Below are 19,850 nucleotides of genomic sequence, written 5' to 3'. Positions count from 1 at the left end.
GGAGGGCCTTGCCGCCCTCGACGAGGTCGAAGAACCAGTCGGGCGGACCGGTGCGCTTGCGATGCTCCGCGGACGTCTCCCCCGGGTGCCCGAAGTACGGGCCGATCGACAGGATGACCGATGCGACGGTCGTGCGCTGACAGGGATTCACGCGAACGTTGTCGCCTCGATCACACTCATGAGCGTGCGGCCCAAGGCCCCCCGGTGACCGAATGCCTACGACAGCCGCTTCGTCCCAGCGGCATCGAAGGGGGACGGGCGGTCACGGCCTTGCGACGTACGAGCTCAAGGAGGTGACCGTCACGGCGAGCACCAGGGTGTTGAACATGAACGCCATGACGCCGTGCGCCAGGACCTGGCGGCGCACCCGGCTCTGCGTGACGTTGACGTCCGTCGTGCCGAACGTGGTGCCGACCGCGACCGAGAAGTACAGGAAATCGACGGTGTTCGGTTCCTCGTCCCCGGGGAAGTCCAGGCCGCCGCGCTCGGCGTACATCCGGAGGTAACTCATGCCGAAGCCGGCCTGCAGCACCAGCCAGCAGGTGAGCACCGCGACGGCACAGACGGCGAGCACCACCGGCAGCGGCGCGCCGAACTGCCGGGCCTGCGGGATCGCGACGGCGGTAGCCACCAGCGCGGTCGCCGCGGCCGCCTGCGAGAACTGTTCCGGCGCGGCGACCAGCAGACGGTCGGCCATGTTCCGACGGCGCTTGGCCAAGACCATCGTCCGCGATTCGCCCGGCGTGCGGCCGCGGAAGGCCAGCCAGGTAAGTAGCAGATACGTCGTGGCATAGAAATCCCAGGCGGCCAGCCATTTCACCACCACCTCGCCGGGGACGAGCAGGCCGAATACGATCGCCGGCACGGACAGGAGCTGTCGTGACGACTCGCGGGTCCACCAGTGCATTGTTCGCATCTTTCGGTTGAGCCTCAACAATCCGTTCACACGGCCGCCCGGCCTTCGCCGCATGTCCACGCGGATCAGTGAAAACCGTGTTCCGACAACATGGTCAACTCGCACATGCCGGGATCCAGAGACTCGCTCCAGGTGATCGAGGATCGGATCACTCCCGCTCCGCTTCGTCAAGGATCTTGGCGAGGCCGTCGTAACCGTAGGCGAGGGCGAGTTCTCCTGGTGTGCGGCCCGCGTGCGTTCGTAGGTCCAGCCGGGCTCCGGCGTCGATCAGTGCTCGCGCGGCGTCGATGTGCCCGCGCCAGACCGCGTCGTGCAGCGCGGTCAAGCCGTTGTAGGGGCCCTGCGCATCGATCTCGGGTGCCGGCGCACCGGCCCGCCCGGGATTCGCCATCAGTGCCCGTATGACATCGGCATGTCCGAAGTAGCTGGCCTCGTGCACTGGTGTGCCCCTCATCAGTCCAACCACTCGCTGGGGGTCCGCACCAGCGTCGAGCAGCACGCGCACGATATCGGCGTGTCCCTCGCGGCTGGCGAGGCCGAGCGGGGTGTAGTCGTCGTCGAAGTCACCGGTGATCGGTGTCCGCTCGTTGACCGGAGTTCCGGCGGCAATGAGCCGTTCGACCTCACTGATGTCGCCGGCCTTGACCGCGGTGATCAGGGCCAGAGCGCGGATCTGCTCGGCGTCGGCCTCGTTTCGCGCCTTGATCAGGCGCGCGATCGTATCGAGGCGGTCGTCGTGCGCGAGGCTGAGGGCCGTTTGCCGCCAGTGGTTCGTGATCGTCGTTCGTGCGCCTCGTTCCAGCAGGAGTCGCACCACGTCCTCGTGCTTGTTGAGGACCGCGTCCATGAGTGGCGTGTTCCCGAGCACGGGGGATTGCTGATCGATGAAGGATCCGTGGTCGAGCAGTAGCCCTACGACGTCACTGTTCCCCGACTGCACCGCCTTGTGAAGCGCCGTCGATCCCATGCGCGGCTCGATCGCGTGCACCGGCGCTCCGGCCGTCAGCAGAAGTTCCACCATCTGCGGCTGGCCGAGGCCGGAGGCGATCATCAGCGGTGAGAGGCCCCCGGGCCCGATGCGATTCACATCGGCGCCCGCGCGGAGGAGATCGATCGCGGCCGGGAGGTCGGCGGCTCGGATCGAGGCTTCGAGGTTCACTTTCGTTCCCCGTTCGACGGAGTGGGTGCGCTATGGCTGGGCGTTAGGCGGTGTGCCTGGCCGAACCGGGGCCCTCCGGCAACGTGAGGTCGCCAAGAAACTTGATCAGCTCTGCGTTGACGCGGTCAGCCGCCTCGTGCTGAGGCCAGTGGCCTACGTTCTCCAGTGCGATCACGTCGACCAGGCCGGGCGCGAGGGGTAGAAGTTCCTCGCGCGTGGGGGGTGTCGGATGGAACAATTGGCAAAGGCCGTCAGCGGCGCCCCAAATGTAGAGCGACGGCTGCTGGATTACCGCGCCCTTGAACGCCGGCATGAGATCGAACGTTATCTGCGCGCCACGGTAGTGATTGAGACCGCTGTCAAAACCGGTCTTCTCGAACGAGCGGATTGTGTGGTCGACGTAATCCGGGTCAGCCCATTCCGGGACGGTTACCGGGGCAGGCCGGAGCATGTGCAGGGCCGAATCGACGGGGTCCCACCTGGTGTCCGGCGACGGACTTCCCGAAAGCCAGTACAAGATGCTGGGAATTGTCTTCCTGGCGGGCGTGAAATTTGCGTCGGCGCCAGGCTCCATCATGCCGAACGCATAGTACTTCTCGCCTAGACCCCGCCGGCGGAGCCCGTCCCAGGTGCTGAGCTCACCGCGGGGCTGAAAAGGTATGCTCAGGCTGACGACCGCGCGGAAGCGGTCCGGCCGCATCACCATGGCGCGCTGAGCATGGTCCGCGCCCCAGTCATGGCCGACGAGAACGGCGGAACCGATGCCGAGGGCATCGAGCACGCCCACCAGATCGCCGACGATGTGGAGGGCGCTGTAGAGTTCCACCTCGGATGGGGCGTAGCTCGCCCCGAAGCCGCGCATATCGAGCGCGACTGCGCGGTAGCCCGCTTGTGCGACGGCGCGCATCTGGCTGCGCCAGGTTTCCGCGGTGTCGGGAAAGCCGTGGGAGAACAGGACGGCCGGCCCCTCGCCCTGTTCGAACACATGGAACGACGCTCCGTTCACCTCCATCTGTGTACGGCGGAGCGGGAACGGGCCGATCGGCGTCGTGGCCGCTGGGACCGGATTGTCACGCATCACACTCACTCCAATTTCGGGATATTTCGCTTACGCGCCAGCACGCCGGCGAGGCCGACGCCCCCCTGGTTCGCTCTCGCGCGCTCGCAGAGTGCGGGTTTTCGCCGAAGATGCCAGGAGCGGAAGCCCGCCGCTCGCGGGAGCCCGACGGTGGTGCGCCGTCATGGTTCGTGCCGTCGGCTTGATCGCCATGCCGCCGGGTTCAGTTGGAACAGGTGGGCATCTTGGCCGGCAGCTTGAGATCGATGAGGTAGTCCGCGGCGATCTGGTCGACGCAGGTGTTCTTCCCGGAGGAGACGATCGTGTGCCCCTCGCCCTTGACGGTCAGCAGGGAGCTGCCGAGGGTGTCGGCGAGGCTGATGGCGCCCTTGTGGGGGGTGGTGGGGTCCCCGGTGATCGAGACGACGAGAGTTTCGGGCAGGTCTTCGACATTCTGCGCGTACGGGATGCCGAGGGTCGGCGGGGCCGGCCAGAACTCGCACCCGTCGCGGGCGCCCTCCGTGACATCCCCGCCGGGATTCATGAAGGGGGCGATCTCGTAGGTCTTCGTGCGCAGCCGCGCGATGTCCTTCGGGGTGAGGCGTTGCTCGTCCATGCAGTTGATCGCGAACATCGCCTCGGTGACATTGCCGTTCACCAGGGTTTCGGCGTCGCCGCCCTCGGTGTCGGCCATCAACTCCAGCAGCTTGTCGCCACGCCCCCGCCGCACCTCCGCGAGACCGCTCACGACGGCGGGCCACTTCTCCGGGGCGTACAGACCCGCCATCACACCGCCGAGCGCCTTGTCGAAGTCGAGCTCCTGGTCGGCGGCGGGAACGGGCTTGTCCCGCAGCGGCTGGACGATCGCCTGGAACCTCGACGTCCACGCCTTCGGGTCGGTCCCCAGCGGGCACTTCGCGTCCTTGGCGCAGGTGGCCGCCATCGCCTCGAAGGTCTGCTGGAAGCCCCCGTACGCCGAGAGCCGCCGCTCGACCGTCCCCAGGCGAGGGTCGAAGGCGCCGTCGAGGATCATCGCCCGCACCCGCCGCGGGAACTGCTCCGCGTACACCGTTCCCAGGCGGGTGCCGTAGCTCTGGCCGAGGAAGTTCAGCTTCTCCTCACCGAGCGCCGTCCGCAGCACGTCCATGTCCCGGGCGGTCGTGCGCGAACCCATCTGCGTGAGCGCCTTCACGCCCCCGGACCCGTCGGCGCAGCGCTTGAGCACCGCGCGGGTGTCCTCCTGCGTCAGCGCGGCGTTCGTGGGGAGCAACGGGAACACCTTGTCTCCCCGGGTCGTGCCGTCCTCGGACCAGCAGTCGGCCGCGGGCTTGGTGGCGCCGACACCGCGCGGGTCGAAGCCGATCACGTCGAAGCTCTCGGTGATGCGGCTCCTCGCCAGCGCGCCGGTGACGGCCAGAGGGCCGAGGACACCGGAGCCGCCGGGACCGCCGGGGTTGAAGAGCAGTGAACCCCGCGACTCTCCGCGGGCGGCGACGCGCAGGACCGCGACGGACGTGGCGGCGCCCTGGGGATCGTCGTAGTCGAGTGGCACTTTCAGCCACGCGCACTTGGCCGGAGCCTCTTTGAGGATCTCCGCCTCGCGCTCGCTGGTGGCGAAGTCGGCGCATCCCGTCCATTCCAGCTTCTGGGCGTGGTACTGCTCCAGCGCGGCGGTGGCGGACGCGCTCTTGGTGGGAGCCGCCCCCTCCTTCTCTCCAGGCCCGCAGGCCACGACCGAAGCCGCGCAGGCCAGCAGGCCGAGACTCGCGATACCGAATCGTCGAAGGGGCGGATGGCCCGCGTTGTTCGTCGTTCTGCTCACGTTGAGGTCTTCTCTCGAACAAGTCGTGGAGGTATCGGATATGGATGGCCCGCGACGCCTCTTCGAAGTGATGGCCGTCTGACAGGAAAAACCATGTTCTCGGAACAAGGTCAACGCCTCGCCCTCATGGCGAGCTCATGAACGGAGCCGGGGTGTCGGGCCGGGGCGGACCGGGGCGCCCTGCCGTGATCACTCCCGGTGGGTTTCCCCGGGCCGCCCGCCGCACCCGGCATGCGCGTTTCCACGCGCCGGGCGCTCCACGTGCCTTGCCCGCTGGTCAGGTTCCTGCGGGTTCGGTGGTCCAGGGGGTCGGAATGTCGCCGACGCGGCACACGCCGCCGGTGTGCGGCACCTGGTCCACGCCTCGCTCGCCGGCGCGGGCCGCCACGACACCGGGAAACCGCCGGGCAACACGATCGACGAGGGGTGCCGTCAAGAACTCCGCGATGAGCCGTCACACCGCTGCTGAGCTGGATCTTTACGGTTGGCTGGACGTGCGCCTGTGGAGGGCATGGGGTGGCGCCGGCTTCGAGGCCGTCGAGCTCGACGCCCGGCAGGTGCGACGCCGCTGCACACCGACGGCCCGATGGAGCCCCGGCCGCGGGAGGGGCGTCCGGTTCGAGCTCCCTGCCGTCTTGAGGCGCCGGGAGCCCTCTCCCCTCTTGAGGCGTGGGCGCGGACCGTCGGAGCACGCTCGGCACGGGAGACGTCCACCGCCTGCGCCGGAGCCATCCGCCTCAGCGCACGGTGATGACCAGCTTGCCCGTGGTGCGGCCCGTCTCCCCCAGAACGTGGGCCCAGGCGCCTTCGGCGAGGGGGAAGGTGGCGGAGACGTGGGCGCGGAGCCTGCCCCGGTCGACGAGGTCGGCGATGGCACGCATCCCGGCCTGGTCGTGCTCGACGATCAGGGTGACGGCGCGGACCCGTGCCTTCTCGGCCGCGGCTCGGGTGTCCTCGGCGCCCGGCACCAGGGAGACGAGGACGCCGCCAGGGCGGAGCACGCCCACGGAGCGGGTGGCGGTCTCCCCGCCGAGGGCGTCGAGGACGACGTCGTAGCGCTCCTCGGTGTCGGTGAAGTCCTCGGAACGGTGGTCGACGCAGGCATCGGCGCCGAGCTCGCGCAGGAAGGCGTGTTTGGGGGCGCTCGCCGTCCCGGTGACGTGAGCCCGGCGTTCCTTGGCGATCTGTACGGCGAGGTGACCGACACCGCCGGCCGCGGCGTGGATCAGCACCCGCTGCCCGGCCCGCAGGCCCGCGGTCTCGACGAGGGCCTGCCAGGCGGTGAGTGCGGCCAGCGGCAGAGCGGCCGCCTGGATGTGGTCGATCCCGGTGGGCTTGGCGACGAAGGCGCGGGTGGGACCGGCCACGTACTCGGCGTGGGAGCCGGCCCCATACGGGTAGGGCAGCATGCCGAACACCTCGTCACCGGGCTGGAAGAGGGTGACGCCCAGGCCGGTCTCCACCACGGTGCCGGAGACGTCCCAACCGAGGATCAGCGGCGGGGGTGGCAGGAAAACACTCAGGGCGCGGTGCTTGACGTCCGTGGGGTTGAGTCCGGCCGCGTGCACGGCGACGAGGATCTCCCCGGGTCCGGGCGCGGGCCGCGGAAGCTCGGTCAAACGCAGAACCTCGGGGCCGCCGAGGGCCGTCTGGCGCAGGGCGAGCATCACAGGAACGCTGTGCGGGGCAGCGGGGCCCGGGGAGCTGAGGTTGTCAGGGGTGTCCGTCGGGGTCATACCTCGATCCTGGCCCCGCGGTCCAGCCCGGGACGATGGCAAGAAGGTCAGCCTCCGATACATTCCTGCCATGTCCATCGCCCCTGCCGCCCACCGCGTTCCCCGCGCCCTCCCAGCGTCCGTCGCGCCCGCTCGGGCCCGTGACCTCGCTGATCGCGCGGCCGAACTGGACCCGGCCCCGCGGCACGACGCGCACAAGGTCGTCGTTCTCGCCCTCAACGGCGTCTACCCCTTCGAACTCGGCATCCCACACCGGGTCCTGGGATCCGCCGACGGCCGCTACGAGGTGCTGTCCGCGAGCGTGGACGGGCAGCCCGTACGTACCGACGCGGACCTGACCGTCACCCCCGGGCACGGTCCCGAGGTGCTGGCCGAGGCGGACACCGTGATCATCCCTCCGTACGGGATCTCGCCGGCCTCGGCCGCCGCCCCGGACCCGCAGGCCCTGGCCGCCCTGTCCCGTGTCCGCCCCGGCACCCGCCTGGTGTCCATCTGCACCGGCGCTTTCCTGCTGGCCGCCGCCGGGCTCCTGGACGGACGCCGAGCCACCACCCACTGGGAGCTCACCGACATCTTCCAGGAACTGTTCCCCCGGGTCGAGCTGGATGCCGGCGTGCTCTTCGTCGACCACGGTGACGTACTGACCTCCGCGGGGGCGGCGAGCGGTGTCGACATCTGCCTGCACCTGGTGCGCCAGGACCACGGCAGCGAGGTCGCCAACCAGGTCGCCCGCCGCTGCGTCGTGCCGCCGTACCGGGACGGCGGGCAGGCGCAGTACATCGAGCGGCCGCTGCCGCCGGCGAGCGAAACCGGCACAGGACCGACCCGCGACTGGGCGCTGCGGCGGCTGGAACTGCCGCTGTCGCTGGAGGAGTTGGCCGCGCACGCGGCGATGAGCACCCGCACCTTCGCCCGACGCTTCCGGCAGGAGACCGGTCTGAGCCCCGGCCGCTGGCTGACCCAGCAGCGGCTGAGGCGGGCGCGGCACCTGTTGGAGTCCAGCGACCTGCCGGTGGAACGGGTCGCCCACGAGGTCGGCTTCGCCACCGCCACCTCGCTGCGGCGGCACCTGGCAGCGGAGACGGGGGTCGCCCCATCGGCGTACCGGCGCACCTTCCGCGTCTCGGATCCGGCCGCGGGCGACGTCAGGGAGGCATCGGGACCTGGGCGCTGAGAGGTTGTTCTCACGCAAGAGCGGGCCTGCCCTGCCGCTGAGACTCGCGTGGTGCGAGATGCGGCACTGTGACGGACTCGGGACCCCTCGCTGAGCGCCCCGGAGACATCGAACGCCACCCCCCGATCACGAGAAGCCGATGCCGCCCAGGCGGTGAGGCGGTGAGGCGGTGAGGCGGTGAGGATTTCCTCCAGTGTGAGCTGCGAGGCGTCCTACCTCGGCCGCGCTTGCCCTCACCCCCGGGGGGCGGCATGTCCACCCGCTGACCTCGTGGGACGGGCGTGAGGGTTTCCTGCCCGGCGAGACCCGGTCATGTGCGTGATGCCGGGCGAGCGGGGAACGCCCGGCGCGGCACGCCTCAGGGAACGCGGTCGTAAGTGTGGTCCGGTGGCTGGGGCGGCCAGGCGAGCGGGTCGTCCTTCGCCCAGATCTGCTGGCATGAGCCGGTGTTCGCGCACTGGGTCGCCCGGGTGCGCCAGCCGGCCATGTTCATCAGGCCGGCCTTGTCGCCGGGGGTCCACACGTCGTTCCAGCTGGAGACGTCGTCGGCGACGCGCACGGATGACATCAGCGTGTTGTCGCCGCGGAACGGGGTGTTGTAGTGGGCCAGGCCGAGCGTGTGGCCGATCTCGTGCATGACCGGGATCGCCATCGCGTACCGGGACCAGCGGTCGCCGTCCTCGCTGTCGTCGACCAGTCCGGTCCAGGCGTCGGAGGCGGTGAGGCGGATCAGCCCGCCGTCGTAGACCGCCCCCCGGTCGTCCAGGTGTGAGGACGGCGAGGCGATGCCCGTGGCGGGGATGTTGGCGAACACGATGGCGATCTCCCGGTCCCCGTGGCTACCGGGCCAGGTCTCGCCGTCGTAGCTGTCGTACTCCAGCCGGCCGCCGACCCACTTGTTGGTCTCCAGCACCATCGTGGACATGACGTCGTCGAGCCCCTGGATCCAGTGCCGCTCCTTGTCCTTCGTCGCGGAGTCGGTGGAGCCGCGGTAGTTGAAGTAAAGCCGCACGGTGTAGCTCTCCTGCAGCTCGTAGTAGGCCGGGTTGTTGAGACCCCCCACCCTTACCAGGTTGAACCCGTAGGAGTTGGCGGTGTTCCCCCCCGCGCCCGGGTTCACCAGCATGGGACCGGGCTGGTACGGCCTGCGGTCGATGCCGGGATCGAACGGGGGCTCGGCGGCGGCCGGCAGCGTTCCGGTCAGCAGGGTCGCCGTCAGCGCGGCCAGAACCGCGAAGCGGGCGCGCCAGCGGCGCCAGGTGGTGTCTGCAGAGGTGCTCATCCTTCTCCGTCCGCGAAGGCGCACGTCGCCACGGCGGGGGCGCGCGCCGGCCAGCAGTTCAGTGGAGCAATGGAGCAAAGAACACTGTAGACGTGACAGAACGGCGCAGACAGTGTGTCTGCCGTACTGGGCACCGCCCCGGACCGTCGGACCCGGGCAGGCTCACCCGCACCGGGGCGCCTTCACCGTCGGCGTCGCCGGCCGGTTGGCGGTGGCGGCGACGCCGGCCAGGACGGCCAGGACGGCCAGGACGAGGGCGCTGCGCTCGCGGGTGCCGGGCGCCAGGGCGGGGATCGGGTACCCCGCTCCTCGCACCTGGTGTGACCGCTTCAGTCGATGATCGCGGTGACTTCGGCCTCGATGAGGATGCCGGGCTCGAAAAGCACGTCCACCCCGATCAGCGCGGCCGGTGGCGTGGCGATGTCGAACTCGCGGGCCGCCTGCTCGACGCCCGCGTTGAAGGCGTCGTACATCTCTCTCTTCCAGCCCGCGGCGTACCACGTGACGCGGACGACGTCGTGAAACGTCGCTCCGGCCGCGTCCAGCGCTTTGGCGACGTTGCGGTAGACCTGGGTGACCTGCCCGGCGAGGTCGCCCGGTGCCACGAGTTCGCCGTTCTCGTTCCAGGCGACCTGTCCGGCGATGTGGACCTGCCCGCTTCCCCTCGCCACCGCGACGTGGTGGTAGAGCGGGACCTGGACGTGCCCGCCGGGGTTGATGAGTGAAACAGCCATGAGATCTCCTGATCGGTTGTGTGATCGAGACGCAAGAGGGCCCCCGTGCTCTCTTGCGGTTACTCGGAAACCATAGGAGAGTGTCCGCTGACATGGAAGAACGCACTTTTTAGAGACTGGGGAACCTCATGGTGACCAAGCAGTTCGCGGGCACGGCCGACGAAGCGGACCTCAGGCGCGCGGACTCCCTGGCGCGGGAGATCTTCTCGGACGTCGCCAACAAGTGGGCGCTGCTCATCATCGAGGCTCTCGGTGAGCGCACCCTGCGCTTCGGCGAGCTGCGCGACGAGGTCGAGGGCATCAGCCACAAGATGCTCACCCAGAACCTGCGCATGCTGGAGCGCAACGGCCTGGCCGAGCGGACGGTGTATCCCACCGTGCCGCCCCGGGTCGAGTACACCCTCACCGAGCCGGGCCAGGCCCTGCGCGCGACGGTCGATCTCATCTGCGGCTGGACCCACCACTACTTCGGCCACGTCGAGACCGCCCGCCGGCGCTTCGACGCCTGACGGCCCGGTTCAAGTGGACGGGGACGAGGAGCGTGCCCCGGAAGGTCGACGCCGAAGAGGATGCCGGAACGCTCCTGGGTGACCCGCCCAAGCGGCACGAGCGAGGCGGCGGCGGGAGCGTGAGGGAGGCACGTTCCGCATCGATCGCTGCGGAATGGGTAAACTGCGAAGATGGAGACCAGGCAGCGCCGCCCAACCGGCCGACCGCGGGGATTCGACGCCGACGCGGCACTTGAGCGCGCCCTGCTGGTGTTCTGGGAGCAGGGCTACGAGGGGGCCAGCCTGGCCACCCTGACCGGCGCGATGGGCATCTCCACCACCAGCATGTACGCCACCTTCGGCAACAAGGAGGAGCTCTTCCGTAAAGCCCTGGAGCGCTACACCGAGGGCCCGAGCGCCTATCTGGCCCGAGCCCTGGAGCGGCCGACCGCCCTCGGCGTCGTCACCGCGATCCTCGCCGGCACTGTCCGGACCACCACCCGCCCGACCGGCCCCAACGGGTGCCTGGGCGTTCAGGGCGCCCTGGCCACCGGCGACTCCGGCAGTGGGGCGCGCGACCTCCTCGTCGCGTGGCGCGACAGCGGCTACCGCCGCATCCGGGAACGGTTCGAGCGAGCCGTTGACGCCGGCGACCTGCCGCCGGACGCCGACCCGGCACTGCTCGCCCGCTACGTCACCGCCCTGGCCTACGGCATCGCCGTGCAGGCCGCCGGCGGCGTCGGCCGCGACGAACTCCAGGACATGGCCGACGCCGCCCTGCGCAGCTGGCCACCCCGCTGAGAATCGCCCGGTGTTCCGTGTGACGCCTCCCGGCGTTCACGAGCCGCCCCGGCCGGTTCCGCGTGACGGTTGACCACGGGTCCCCACGGGTCCGCATCATTCTGAAGTGATCGATGCGAAATGTGCTACGTTGGACTTTCGCATCGATCGATGCGGAAGTTGGCGCAGGTCGGCTTCCATGGGACTTCCGAAAAGCACCGGGATCGCCTTGTCCGGTGCCGTACGACCGCCACGCGGAAAGGGGCATCTGATGTCCGACAGTGATCTGCGCGGGTTCTACCTGCGCTACATCGGTGAGCTCAACGCCCACAGGTTCGATCAGATGGACGAGTTCATCGACGACCGGACCACGTTGAACGGTGAGCCCGCCACCCGTGACGACCTCCTCGCCGTGCAGAAGGCCGACGTGGACGCGGTTCCGGACCTGCACTGGGAGCTTAAGGAACTGCTCTTCGACGGCGACCGCCTGGCCGCGCGGCTGGTCAACACGGGCACGCCGGTCAAGGAGTGGCTCGGGGTGGCACCCACCGGCGCCTCGTTCGAGATCACCGAGTACGCCATCTACCAGGTGCGCGACGGGCGGTTCGTGCACATGACGGCCCTGCACGACGCCGGCGAACTCCTTCGGCAGCTCACCGGCTGACCCCTCGGCGCCGGCGACGTGCCCCTCGGCGTCGGCGACGTGGAGAGCAGTCGCCCCCAACGGTCCACTCGGGCCACACACTTCGAGAGGAAACGCATGACCGTCACACTGATCACCGGAGCCAACAAGGGCATCGGTTTCGAGACCGCCAGGCAACTTCTGGGACTGGGGCACACCGTCTACATCGGTGCGCGCGACATCGAGCGGGGCGAGAAGGCCGCGGCCGCCCTCGGCGCACGGTTCGTGCGGCTCGACGTGACCGACGACGCCTCGGTGGGCGACGCGCTGGCGACGATCGGCGCGGCCGAGGGACGGCTCGACGTCCTGGTGCACAACGCGGGCGTCCTCGGGAACGAACCCCTCGACGGTCCCGCGGCCCTGCGGGTGTTCGACACCAACGCGGTGGGAATCGTACGCGTCACAGAGGCGGCGCTCCCCTTGCTGCGCGAATCCTCGAACCCCACCGTGGTCACCGTATCGAGCAGCGCCGGATCGTTCTGGGCGGTCACCAACCCCGACCGGCCCGAGTTCCACCTGCCGCTGGCGCTCTACTCCGCGTCCAAGGCGGCGGCGACCATGCTGACGGTGCAGTACGCCAAGTCCCAGCCCGGCATCAAGTTCAACGCACTGGAGCCCGGCACCACGGCCACCGACATGACCGCGGCCTTCGGGATCGGAAGATCGCCGGAGGAGAGCGCCAGAGCCGTCGTACGCCTGGCCACTCTCGGCGTGGACGGCTCGACGGGGACCTTTCAGGACGAGAACGGAGAACTGCCCTGGTAGTCACCACGCGGGCGTGGTCCGGCGAGTGAACATGTGCTCGTCGGTGGTGCGCGTGCGAGGGGTGGCACGCCCGCGCACCGCTTCGGACGACGTTCACCTCGGCAGGATTCGGAGAGGCGGCGCGGCCATCCGTATCCGATACTTCCGTGACGTGGTCGGACACGGAAAGGCCGTCATCCGAAAAGACCGACCAGGCGGCCAACCGCAAGAACCGCGGCTCCCGTGGCGGCCGCCCGGTCAGCCATGATCCAGAGCTCTACGAGCAGCGCGACACGGCCGAACGCTGCGTCAACCGGATCAAGGAATGGCGCGGACTGGCCTTCCGCGCTCGGCGCGGGCCGGACGGCCGAGACGTGGCCGTACCCGCCGGTGTCCCGGCTGTACGGCCACGTTCGGCATCGTTCGAGAGCGGGTGGTGACCGGTCAGGGGCAGCCCAGGGCCCGGTACTCCCAGCCCGCCGCGCGCCAGACGGTCGCGTCGAGTGCGTGACGGCCGTCCACGATGCGGGTGTGTTTGACCACCTTCGCCAGAGCCGAGGGCTCGACCTCGCGGAATTCGGCCCACTCGGTGAGCAGGACCACCACGTCCGCGTCCTGGGCCACGTCCAGGGCGCTCGTGCCGTACCTGAGCTCCGGGTAGGTGCGGCGCGCGTTGTCCAGTGCGGCCGGGTCGTACACCCGGACGTTGGCGCCCAGACCGTGCATGGTCCGGGCCACGTCCAGGGCCGGGGCGTCCCTGATGTCGTCGGAGTTGGGCTTGAAGGCCGCTCCCAGGCAGGCGACCCTCTTGCCGGCGAGCTGGCCGCCGAGCAGTTCCCTGACCAGGTCGATGGTCCGGGAACGGCGGCGCCTGTTGATCGCGTCGACCTCGCGGAGGAAGGACACGGCCTGGCCGACGCCGATCTCCTCCGCCCGGTGCGCGAAGGCGCGGATGTCCTTGGGCAGGCAGCCGCCGCCGAAGCCCAGGCCGGGCTGGAGGAACCGGCCGCCGATCCGGTCGTCGTAGGCGAGGGCCTTGGCCAGGTCGCGGACGTCGGCGCCGGTGGCCTCGCAGACCTCGGCCATCGCGTTGATGTAGGAGATCTTGGTGGCCAGGAACGAGTTGGCGGCCACCTTGACGAGCTCCGCGGTGGCCAGGTCGGTGACCACCACCGGGGTGCCGAGGTCGAGGATCGGCTGGAACGCCGCGGCCAGCCGCTCGTGCGCCCATTCCGAGGTGACGCCGAACACGAGCCGGTCGGGCTTGAGCGTGTCGTCGACCGCGAAGCCCTCCCGCAGGAACTCCGGGTTCCAGGCCAGCTCCACCTCCTCTCCCGCCGGGGCCAGCTCGTGCAGCAGGCCGGCCAGGCGGGCGGCGGTGTTCACCGGGACGGTCGACTTGCCGACCACCAGACAGCGCCGGGTCAGGTGGGGTGCCAGGTTGCTGATCGCGGCGTCGACGTAGGTCAGGTCGCAGGCGTCGGAGCCCGGTTGCTGGGGGGTGCCGACGCAGACGAAGTGGATGTCGCCGTGCGCGGCGGCCTCCTCGTAGGAGGTGGTGAACCGGAGCCGGCCCGACTCCAGGGCCTTGCCCAGCAGCTCGGGCAGGCCGGGCTCGAAGAACGGGACCTCTCCGGCCTGCAGCCTTTCGATCTTCTTGCTGTCCACGTCGAGACCGACCACGTCGTACCCCAGTGACGCCATACAAACCGCGTGCGTCGCCCCGAGGTAGCCGGTTCCGATCACCGTCAGTCGTGGGAGCTCGGCTTCGCCCATGTCCGTCTTTCCTTATCTACTTGTCCTAGGGGTCGTGTTCAGGAGCAGACAGCGGTCTTGGAAAGCGCGCCGCCGGTGACCTTGTTGTCACAGGCGATCTTGTTTCCGCCGGCCGTGTCGTTGATACCGAAACCGCCTGAATTGCCAAGATCGATGATGTTGGCCCGGAACACGTTGCCGGTTCCCCAGCCGTTCACGATCTTGTGGGTCTGGAAGCCGTCCTCGTTGGTGCCGCTACCGGTGTTGCCCTGGATGAGGTAGCCGTTGCCCTTGACGTCGACCCAGGAGTCGTTGTGCTTGGAGCCGCCGAGGTTGGAACCGTCGAAGACGTTGCCGAGGATGTGGCCGCCGGAGGTGCCCTCCTTGATGTCGATCGCCTCGGCGGTGGCCCGGATGACGTTGCCGCGTACGGTGTTGCGATCGCTGCGGTCCATCTGCCCGCCGGAGTACTCCGCCCAGTTGCTCTCCGCGGTGCCGAGGTAGACGCCCTCCCCGAACTTCTCCCTGCGCAGGCCGGTCCCGTAGATCATGTTGTACTGGACGGTGTTGTCGGTGCTGAAGTTGCGCAGGTGGATCGCCTCGTCCCCGATGTGGTGGACGGCCAGCTGCTGGATGATCGTGTTGGTGGTGCGGTCGGCCATCACCCCCTTCTGGCTGTTGCGGACGGTGAAGCCGACCAGCCGCACGTGGCTGACCTCGTTGAGGTGGAGGGCGTAGCCCTCCTTGACCCCGCCGCCGTCGACGATCGCCTCGGGCGGGCCGCAGATGAAGATCGGTTCGTTCTCCGTCCCCGAGACCGCCGCGACGAACCGGCCGCTGTAGACGCCGGGCTCCAGCTTGATCACCGCGCCCGGCTCGGCCGACTCCAGGGCATCGGCGAGGCCGGCGGCGTCCTCGACGGTCACCGTGGCCTCGGGGCAGTCGATCACCCCTTTGCCGAGGGGGACGGCGATGTCGGGCGGCTCCTGCGTCGCGACGAACTCCTCCACGTCATCCCTATCCTCCACCCGCGAGGTGTCGTTCCCCGAGCCCGACGACTGCTCCGGCGGATCCTCCGACAGCTGCGAGGCCGGCGCGTCCGCGCTCTTCGGCCGGATGTCCTCGATCGGGGTGCCCGAGTTCTCCGTACCGCCGAAGATCCCGCGCAGCAGCACCACGACGATCACCGTGATGACCGCCCCGGCCAGCATCCCCACCAGGGTCTTCCTGTCGATGTCGATGGTCAGGCGCATCGCTCAGCTCCTCTCCGCCGGCGGCTGGGCGGCGGCTGACTCCAGGAGCCGGGCCGGTCGCTCTTCCAGCAGCGTCTGCTTCTCGTATGGGTGAACGAACCGGTGGCCGACCCGCGGGCCGTCGCCGCGCAGTGCCCGCAGCGCGGAGAGCACGATCAGGGAGATCACGCCCAGCCAGATCAGGTTCATCGGCTTGGCGATCCGCTTGACCGTCGTCCAGAAGCCGGCGGTGTCCTGCCAGCCGGTGGTGTTGTTCTGCGTGACGGTCGCGACCCCCTTCACCCTGCTCGTGTCGAGCGCGCTGCGGCCGGCGCCGCCCAGGGTGTTCCCGGTGACCCTGGTGCCCTGGGACGTGCCGAGCAGTGAGATCGCGTGCAGCGAGGCGGACTCGACGGTGTTGGCGGAGACGGTGGCCTCGGAGTTGCGCAGGTAGATCGCGGTCTGGGTGTCCCGGACGATGTTGCCGCTGATCCGGGCCCCCCGAACCCCGTCGCGGAGCGCGATTCCCTGGCTGCGCTGGCCGGTGAGGCGGTTGCCGGAGAGCCGGACCCCGGTGGCGTCCTGGCTCACCACGATGCCCATCTCCCCGCCGATCACCTCGGTGGTCTGCACGACGAGCTTGTCGCCGCCCTGGATCTCCACGCCGTAGCGGCCGTTGTCCCGCGCCGTGCTGCTGGTCACCGAGCTGCCGCCGAAACTGCGCAGCGACTCCCCGGACGCCGAGGGCCCCCGGGCCAGCGGCAGGCCGCTGATGGTGAAGCCGTTGCCCTCGTTGCCGGTGGCCTCCGAGCCGGTGATGGTGACGTTCTGCGTGCCCCTGGACAGGACGAAACCGTCGCCCCTGCTGTCGGTCACGGTGGTGTTCTCGATGGAGGCGTTGCGCGCGAACCGGTGCAGCAGGATCCCGTGGACCAGGCTCCCGGTGACCGAGACGTCGATGATCCGGGTCTCGTTGGAGGCCGTGATGAAGATCCCGTACGCGTTGCCGGTGATCTTGGTGTTGGTGATGTCACCGGTGACCAGGTTGGCCTCGGGCAGCCGGTAGGCGACCCTGCCCCGGCCCGCCCCGTTGGTGATCTCGATCTCGTTGTTGCCGCCCCTGCTCGGCACGAGGAGGCCGTTGGGCAGGAGCGCCCGCTGCTGGGAGCCGGTCGGCGTCGGCTTCGGGGTGGACGACGAGCGCGGGACCGCGGGGGTCGCGGTGGTGGCGGCGGCGGTGGTCACCAGGTCCGCGGTCCGGATCGGCCGGTCGCTGCCGGTCAGCGCGAGCCCGCCGGTCGGGCCGCTCCAGAATCCGAGGTGCTCCACCAGCGCGTGGCTCATCGTGAGCTCCCCGCCGACCACGCGCAGGTAGGCGCGCCCGTCGGAGACCTTGGTGTCGGCCGTCCGCGCGTGCGCGTCCCAGCTCGTTATCCGCACCGGGTTGCGTGCCGAGCCGTTGATCCGGATGTTCGCGCCGAAGCTCACGATCGAGACGAAGGCGCCCGGGTCGCTGCGCATCCGGATCACCAGCGGGCCGGTCGCGTTCTGGAGCACCAGCTTGGCTCCCGGGCCGGCGAACAGGTTGATGCCGAGCACGTAGGAGCCGTCCGACTGCTTCTGGAAGTGCTCCTGGCCGAGGCGTTCCAGGTCGGCGATCCGGTACGGGTCGCGGCGCTGCGGCAGCACGAGCGTCTGGCCGTTGGCCGAGCTGGAGATGTGCGGCACGCGGGATCGCGCGGCGGCGGGCCCGCCCCGTGCTATCGCCGAGGACAGCGTCGCGCGGGTCTGCATGATCCGCAGGTCTTCCTGGTCGACCAGGGCCGACTGCTGCTGGGCCTCCGCCGCGGACACCTCGTTGACACCCGGGGCCGGGGCGGGGCGGTCGAAGTAGGAGAGGTACGCCCAGGTGCCGGTCGCGGACAGGACCAGGACGAGGACCATGAGGAGGGTGCGGCCCCTCCGCCTGCGCGGGCGGCTCATCCCCTGCCTCCCACGGGGGCCGAGTCGGTGTGCATCGACGCCTGCCGGCGCCGCGAGGAAGGTCCGGCGGGCGCGAAGGGATCCGGCACGGTCTCGAAGGGGTCCGGCGGGGGCGGCGCGGCGCGGCGCAGCAGCTGGAACCGCCCCTCGGCGAGCAGCTTCTGCTGCGCGTAGGGGTTGCGGATCTCGGTGCGGCGTTGCCGCCGTTCGAGGACGCCGCGGGACCGGATCGCCGACACGACCACCAGGAGGATGACCGCGGCCCAGATCACGTTCATGGGCTTGACGTAGCGCTTGGCCTTGACCCAGAACGACGAGGTGTCGTTCCACTGGTCCTCGTCGTTGTTGTGCTTGTTCACCGTGTCGGCGGCCCGCGCGACGCTGATCGCGCTCGTCCCCGCACCGATGACGGTGTTGCGGGTGATCTCGGAACCGGTGGCGTCGCCGACCACGGTGATCCCGTGGGCCTTGGGGTTCGGCTTGGTCGTGATCTTGTTCCCGACGACCATGCCCGTGGAGTTGCGCAGGTAGATCCCGGTGACGGTCCCGGTGATCGTGTTGCCGGCCACGTGGGCGCCGGTCGCCCCGTCGCGCAGCGCGATCGCCTGGCGGCGCTGGTCCGTCAGTCTGTTGCCGGAGATCTGGACCCCGCTGGCGCCCTCGCGCACCACGATGCCCATGTCACCGCCGACGATCTCGCTGGTCTGCACGGCCAGCCTGCTGCCGCCGAGCACCTCGACGCCGTACCTCCCGTTGTCGCGGGCGGTGCTGTTGCTGACCGAGCTGTCGCCGTAGACGGCGAGCGACTCGCCGCTCGCGGACGGGCCGCTCGCGAGCGCCCGCCCGTTGAGCGTGAAGCCGTTGCGCTTGTTCCGGGCGGCGAGGCAGTCGACGACCTTCACCTTCTCGGTCGCCCGTGACAGCACGAAACCGTCGCCGCCGCTGCCGGTCACCTCGGTCGCCTCGATCGTCGCGTTCTTGGCGAACCGGTGCATGAACACGCCGTGCACCAGGCTGTTTCTGATCTTGTTGTTGATGATCTGCGTCTGGTTCGAGCCGGAGACGAAGATCCCGTAGGCGTCGCCGGTGATGACGCTGTTCTTGATCGACCCGGACACCAGCTCGTCGGCGAGCACGTGCGAGGCGGTGCCTGGGCCGATCGGGATGGTCTCCACGTCGCCGAAGTTGCTCCCACCCCGCTCGCCCCGCTTGGTGTTCGCCAGCCGTTCCTGCTTGTCCTGGTGGCGCTGGTCCTTCGTCCGGTGCCGGTAGACGCTGGCCGGACGCTCGGTGCCGGTGAGCGCGATGCCCCCGGTACGGCCGCTCCAGAATCCCAGGTGGGAGACCTGCGTGTGGGTCATCTCGAACTCGCCGCCGACCGCCCGGATGTAGGCGCGGCCGTCGGTCGTGGTCAGGTCGGGCTTCTGGGTGCGTACGTCCCAGCTGGTGATCCGCACCGGCCTCTTGGCGGTGCCCTTGATCTCGATGTCGCCGCCGAACGCGATGATCGAGCTGAACGAACCGGGCAGGCTGCCCATCCGCAGCGTCAGCGGGCCGCGCAACTGCAGACGCGCCCCGTCGGCCACGAAGACCTGGACGCCGAGCAGGTAGGAGCCGTCCTTCAGCCGCCGCAGGTACCGGCCCTTCTCCACGCCCGCGAGGTCCTTGAGGGTGTACGGGGTCTCGGTGTTGCGCGCGGGCAGCACCAGCGTCCTGCCGTGCGCCGACACGAAGACCTGGGGCTGCTTGCGCTGGGCGGCCATGATGCCGCCGGTCTGCAGCATGGCCGTGAGGGCGGCGCGGGTCTGGATGATCCGCTGGTCCTCGACGTCCACCAGGGTCGCCTGCGCCTCGGCGTCGCCCGCGGTGAGGGTGCCCGCCTCCAGGATCGCGTCGTCCGCCATGATCGCGTCTTCGACCAGGGCCGGGGATTCCTCCGTGGTCGGGTCCGCCGTCGGAGCCGGGCCGGTGGTCGGCTGCGAACCGCCTCTCGTGACCGGCCTGGCCGTCTGGCTCGGGCCGGTCGTCGGGGTCGGCTTGACGGTCCTGGTCGGGTCGGGCTTCGGAGGCGGGGTGTTCTTCGGAGGAGGTTCGTCCTCGGCGGGGGGCTCCTCCTCCTCTTCGGGGCGCGGGGTGTTCAGGAACGGGTTGTCGTCCGGAGCCGAGCTGCCCGTCGGAGACGGGTTGGGATTCGAGATCGGCTCGGAGTTACCCGGCTGGGGGGACGAGAGGGCGGCCGCGGGTCCGGCCGCGAGCCCGAGCGCCAGCACCGCGGCGCCCAGCAGGACAGGAGCGGAGCGCGCCAT

Annotated in this window: 17 protein-coding genes; 5 read left to right on the top strand and 12 right to left on the bottom strand. The window is 69.8% G+C overall.

All coding sequences use genetic code 11. The annotated features are described in order from the left end of the window. Window positions 1-262: 262 nt before the first annotated feature. The 5 genes from ACSC1Q_RS10490 to ACSC1Q_RS10470 all read right to left on the bottom strand — a co-directional run bounded on the left by ACSC1Q_RS10490 (window position 263) and on the right by ACSC1Q_RS10470 (window position 6,621). On the bottom strand, window positions 263-907 hold the full coding sequence (locus ACSC1Q_RS10490) for a DUF1345 domain-containing protein (protein WP_436758472.1): 645 nt from the start codon (window positions 905-907) through the stop codon (window positions 263-265). Window positions 908-1,064: 157 nt separating this feature from the next. Beyond that, a complete protein-coding gene (locus ACSC1Q_RS10485) occupies window positions 1,065-2,075 on the bottom strand; it encodes an ankyrin repeat domain-containing protein (RefSeq protein WP_436758471.1) in 1,011 nt (336 codons plus the stop codon). A 43-nt stretch (window positions 2,076-2,118) separates the two neighbouring features. Continuing rightward, window positions 2,119-3,153, bottom strand: a complete 1,035-nt coding sequence (locus ACSC1Q_RS10480; protein WP_436758470.1) for an alpha/beta fold hydrolase — start codon at window positions 3,151-3,153, stop codon at window positions 2,119-2,121. A gap of 202 nt (window positions 3,154-3,355) precedes the next feature. Further along, window positions 3,356-4,954 carry an alpha/beta hydrolase gene (locus ACSC1Q_RS10475; RefSeq protein ID WP_436758469.1) on the bottom strand — a complete coding sequence of 533 codons (1,599 nt, stop codon included), beginning with the start codon at window positions 4,952-4,954 and terminating at the stop codon, window positions 3,356-3,358. Between the two features lie 737 nt (window positions 4,955-5,691). After that, entirely contained in the window at window positions 5,692-6,621 is a 930-nt protein-coding gene (locus ACSC1Q_RS10470) for an NADP-dependent oxidoreductase (protein WP_436758815.1), read from the bottom strand. 139 nt (window positions 6,622-6,760) lie between these two features. On the opposite strand from ACSC1Q_RS10470, the gene ACSC1Q_RS10465 reads away from it, so the two are divergent. Then, window positions 6,761-7,864 carry a GlxA family transcriptional regulator gene (locus tag ACSC1Q_RS10465; RefSeq protein ID WP_436758468.1) on the top strand — a complete coding sequence of 368 codons (1,104 nt, stop codon included), beginning with the start codon at window positions 6,761-6,763 and terminating at the stop codon, window positions 7,862-7,864. A 358-nt stretch (window positions 7,865-8,222) separates the two neighbouring features. Here the strand turns inward: ACSC1Q_RS10465 and ACSC1Q_RS10460 are convergent, their stop codons facing one another. The 3 genes from ACSC1Q_RS10460 to ACSC1Q_RS10450 all read right to left on the bottom strand — a co-directional run bounded on the left by ACSC1Q_RS10460 (window position 8,223) and on the right by ACSC1Q_RS10450 (window position 9,880). Further along, on the bottom strand, window positions 8,223-9,146 hold the full coding sequence (locus ACSC1Q_RS10460) for a hypothetical protein (protein WP_436758467.1): 924 nt from the start codon (window positions 9,144-9,146) through the stop codon (window positions 8,223-8,225). Window positions 9,147-9,308: 162 nt separating this feature from the next. Continuing rightward, complete coding sequence (locus ACSC1Q_RS10455) at window positions 9,309-9,461, bottom strand: hypothetical protein (protein WP_436758466.1); 153 nt, start codon at window positions 9,459-9,461, stop codon at window positions 9,309-9,311. A gap of 14 nt (window positions 9,462-9,475) precedes the next feature. Further along, complete coding sequence (locus ACSC1Q_RS10450; protein ID WP_436758465.1) at window positions 9,476-9,880, bottom strand: RidA family protein; 405 nt, start codon at window positions 9,878-9,880, stop codon at window positions 9,476-9,478. A gap of 128 nt (window positions 9,881-10,008) precedes the next feature. Between ACSC1Q_RS10450 and ACSC1Q_RS10445 the strand changes: the two genes are divergently transcribed. The 4 genes from ACSC1Q_RS10445 to ACSC1Q_RS10430 all read left to right on the top strand — a co-directional run bounded on the left by ACSC1Q_RS10445 (window position 10,009) and on the right by ACSC1Q_RS10430 (window position 12,595). Continuing rightward, entirely contained in the window at window positions 10,009-10,389 is a 381-nt protein-coding gene (locus tag ACSC1Q_RS10445; RefSeq protein ID WP_436758464.1) for a winged helix-turn-helix transcriptional regulator, read from the top strand. A gap of 171 nt (window positions 10,390-10,560) precedes the next feature. Next, window positions 10,561-11,169: a TetR/AcrR family transcriptional regulator gene (locus tag ACSC1Q_RS10440; protein ID WP_436758463.1), complete on the top strand. Its 609-nt coding sequence runs from the start codon at window positions 10,561-10,563 to the stop codon at window positions 11,167-11,169. 250 nt (window positions 11,170-11,419) lie between these two features. Next, on the top strand, window positions 11,420-11,812 hold the full coding sequence (locus tag ACSC1Q_RS10435; protein ID WP_436758462.1) for an ester cyclase: 393 nt from the start codon (window positions 11,420-11,422) through the stop codon (window positions 11,810-11,812). Window positions 11,813-11,908: 96 nt separating this feature from the next. Next, window positions 11,909-12,595: an SDR family NAD(P)-dependent oxidoreductase gene (locus ACSC1Q_RS10430; protein ID WP_436758461.1), complete on the top strand. Its 687-nt coding sequence runs from the start codon at window positions 11,909-11,911 to the stop codon at window positions 12,593-12,595. Between the two features lie 423 nt (window positions 12,596-13,018). Here ACSC1Q_RS10430 and ACSC1Q_RS10425 read toward each other — a convergent pair whose 3' ends face one another. Genes ACSC1Q_RS10425 through ACSC1Q_RS10410 form a run of 4 tightly spaced genes read right to left on the bottom strand, consistent with a single transcriptional unit; the run spans window position 13,019 to window position 19,850 of the window. After that, a complete protein-coding gene (locus ACSC1Q_RS10425) occupies window positions 13,019-14,350 on the bottom strand; it encodes a UDP-glucose dehydrogenase family protein (RefSeq protein ID WP_436758460.1) in 1,332 nt (443 codons plus the stop codon). A gap of 38 nt (window positions 14,351-14,388) precedes the next feature. Beyond that, entirely contained in the window at window positions 14,389-15,582 is a 1,194-nt protein-coding gene (locus ACSC1Q_RS10420) for a NosD domain-containing protein (protein ID WP_436758459.1), read from the bottom strand. A 3-nt stretch (window positions 15,583-15,585) separates the two neighbouring features. Next, window positions 15,586-17,544, bottom strand: a complete 1,959-nt coding sequence (locus tag ACSC1Q_RS10415) for a right-handed parallel beta-helix repeat-containing protein (protein WP_436758458.1) — start codon at window positions 17,542-17,544, stop codon at window positions 15,586-15,588. Next, the gene (locus ACSC1Q_RS10410) at window positions 17,541-19,850 is read right to left on the bottom strand and encodes a right-handed parallel beta-helix repeat-containing protein (RefSeq protein WP_436758457.1); all 2,310 of its coding nucleotides are present in this window, start codon (window positions 19,848-19,850) and stop codon (window positions 17,541-17,543) included. The genes ACSC1Q_RS10415 and ACSC1Q_RS10410 overlap by 4 nt, the downstream gene beginning before the upstream one ends.

Origin of the sequence: Streptosporangium heterodermiicola, assembly GCF_051390675.1 — a bacterium.
Taxonomy (GTDB): Bacteria; Actinomycetota; Actinomycetes; order Streptosporangiales; family Streptosporangiaceae; genus Streptosporangium.
This window is presented reverse-complemented; position numbering and strand designations above follow the sequence as displayed.

Coding starts and splice junctions, on each gene's coding strand:
- ACSC1Q_RS10440 (WP_436758463.1), top strand. CDS start 10,561: ATGGAGACCAGGCAGCGCCGCCCAACCGGCCGACCGCGGGGATTCGAC.
- ACSC1Q_RS10450 (WP_436758465.1), bottom strand. CDS start 9,880: ATGGCTGTTTCACTCATCAACCCCGGCGGGCACGTCCAGGTCCCGCTC.
- ACSC1Q_RS10420 (WP_436758459.1), bottom strand. CDS start 15,582: ATGCGCCTGACCATCGACATCGACAGGAAGACCCTGGTGGGGATGCTG.
- ACSC1Q_RS10415 (WP_436758458.1), bottom strand. CDS start 17,544: ATGAGCCGCCCGCGCAGGCGGAGGGGCCGCACCCTCCTCATGGTCCTC.
- ACSC1Q_RS10465 (WP_436758468.1), top strand. CDS start 6,761: ATGTCCATCGCCCCTGCCGCCCACCGCGTTCCCCGCGCCCTCCCAGCG.
- ACSC1Q_RS10430 (WP_436758461.1), top strand. CDS start 11,909: ATGACCGTCACACTGATCACCGGAGCCAACAAGGGCATCGGTTTCGAG.
- ACSC1Q_RS10470 (WP_436758815.1), bottom strand. CDS start 6,621: ATGCTCGCCCTGCGCCAGACGGCCCTCGGCGGCCCCGAGGTTCTGCGT.
- ACSC1Q_RS10410 (WP_436758457.1), bottom strand. CDS start 19,850: ATGGCGCGCTCCGCTCCTGTCCTGCTGGGCGCCGCGGTGCTGGCGCTC.
- ACSC1Q_RS10425 (WP_436758460.1), bottom strand. CDS start 14,350: ATGGGCGAAGCCGAGCTCCCACGACTGACGGTGATCGGAACCGGCTAC.
- ACSC1Q_RS10460 (WP_436758467.1), bottom strand. CDS start 9,146: ATGAGCACCTCTGCAGACACCACCTGGCGCCGCTGGCGCGCCCGCTTC.
- ACSC1Q_RS10445 (WP_436758464.1), top strand. CDS start 10,009: ATGGTGACCAAGCAGTTCGCGGGCACGGCCGACGAAGCGGACCTCAGG.
- ACSC1Q_RS10435 (WP_436758462.1), top strand. CDS start 11,420: ATGTCCGACAGTGATCTGCGCGGGTTCTACCTGCGCTACATCGGTGAG.
- ACSC1Q_RS10480 (WP_436758470.1), bottom strand. CDS start 3,153: ATGCGTGACAATCCGGTCCCAGCGGCCACGACGCCGATCGGCCCGTTC.
- ACSC1Q_RS10490 (WP_436758472.1), bottom strand. CDS start 907: ATGCACTGGTGGACCCGCGAGTCGTCACGACAGCTCCTGTCCGTGCCG.